The sequence below is a fragment of the Mycobacterium sp. E1747 genome (assembly GCF_001667775.1).
Lineage (GTDB): Bacteria > Actinomycetota > Actinomycetes > Mycobacteriales > Mycobacteriaceae > Mycobacterium.
In genome coordinates this window covers 1-1,327 of sequence record NZ_LZJI01000148.1, presented here as the reverse complement: position 1 = coordinate 1,327, position 1,327 = coordinate 1, and the positions used below count along the sequence as shown (strand labels likewise).

General features: G+C 60.9%; 3 protein-coding genes. All 3 read right to left on the bottom strand.

Going from position 1 to position 1,327, the window contains the following annotated elements; translation table 11 throughout:
- Nucleotides 1–215 precede the first annotated feature (215 nt).
- The 3 genes from A5695_RS14395 to A5695_RS14390 all read right to left on the bottom strand — a co-directional run bounded on the left by A5695_RS14395 (nucleotide 216) and on the right by A5695_RS14390 (nucleotide 1,308).
- Complete coding sequence (locus A5695_RS14395; protein WP_068082941.1) at nucleotides 216–449, bottom strand: hypothetical protein; 234 nt, start codon at nucleotides 447–449, stop codon at nucleotides 216–218.
- Between the two features lie 228 nt (nucleotides 450–677).
- Nucleotides 678–1,013 carry a hypothetical protein gene (locus A5695_RS28565; RefSeq protein WP_156749646.1) on the bottom strand — a complete coding sequence of 112 codons (336 nt, stop codon included), beginning with the start codon at nucleotides 1,011–1,013 and terminating at the stop codon, nucleotides 678–680.
- Between the two features lie 25 nt (nucleotides 1,014–1,038).
- Nucleotides 1,039–1,308 carry a DUF4326 domain-containing protein gene (locus A5695_RS14390; RefSeq protein WP_369830188.1) on the bottom strand — a complete coding sequence of 90 codons (270 nt, stop codon included), beginning with the start codon at nucleotides 1,306–1,308 and terminating at the stop codon, nucleotides 1,039–1,041.
- Nucleotides 1,309–1,327 lie beyond the last annotated feature (19 nt).

Here is a 1,327-nt window from a genome sequence, read left to right as displayed (position 1 = left end):
GTAGGACGTTCCCCTACGATTATTCATGTCGACCCTCTGCAGTAGGTTCGGCCACACCCCGGGGCTGTTGACGCAGCCGCCGGGGGCCTTTTTGGGGCCAAAAAGGGAGAACGCACGCCCCTTGATCTGGGCGCGTTTCTCCCGCTGACACCATGCTGCGTCGCAACAGGGGTGTGCGTCAAGGCGACACGCACTCAATACCGGGTATGACCCAACTATGTGGTCGGAGGTTTGCTTTCAGCCAGTGCCGCCCCAGCGAGCGCCAGCACTGTGATAGGCCAGGCGACGCCGCAGACAATTCCGAAGATGATGCTAGTGAGGCTATCGAAATCGCTGATGCGGCCTTCATTGTCTGTCCAGGATTCGTGGTCGAACTTGATCATGAGGGAGGCCACGGCGATGGCAATGAAGATGTACAACACCGCAGCCGTGATCAGCAGATAAATCACTTGTCTCCTTTTTTATTTCGCCGCAGAGCGCCTAGTATGTCCATTCAGTGCCGCCAGATGGCGGTAGCGCCCGGGGCTGACGCGATCGCATAGTGCTCACCGGCGTAGGCGTACCCGTTTGCGTCCTCGTGGCACGAGATGCCTGTGGACCACACCCATGGGCCGCGTGGTGTTCCCGTTATCTCCCACGATCCGGGCGGTGGGACGGGCAGTTGATTCATCCGTGTATCACCCATCGCGTGTCAGGCCAGCGAGCGCCAACCGCGCCGCGAGCATGTCAGCGATATGGTCTTCGCTCGGTGATGGTGCCCCGCATCGACAACGTGGATTGCCGGCTTGGTTATAGGCCGTGTACGACCGGGAATGGTCCTGTAAGACCGCTACCGCGATCACGCGCACCGGATCAGCAAGCCATGCTTCGGCTTCCTCGCGGGTGACGCCTACCGGACCGAATGGGGACTCGCCACCGTTGCGGCCATCCCGCACGCCCCAGGTGTCCGTGCCAAAGTGCGTGTAGTGCACGAGTTTCGGTTTCTGCTTGATCGGCAATTGTGCAGTATCCATGTGATTCCTTACTGAGAATGATCCACTATGACACTTTGATCTGGCGGTTGTTTGCCAGCTCAAGCAGCACGTCGGCGTGACACGGCTGAGCCAGCGGGCACCAGCACGCGAGGTCACGCCACGCCAGCTCGGCGCGAATTTGTGCGAGCGTAGGCGGCCGGGGTGCCAGCTTGTGGCCGCCGATCAGGAATGCTGCGCCGTTGAGCCATCGGCGGTAGAACTCGACCGCCTGTGCTGGCGTCTCGACGCGGACTTCAATCACTTTGGTGATGCCCTTTGGCGTCGTCAGCGCCAGGCGGTCAGCGACGTTTCCG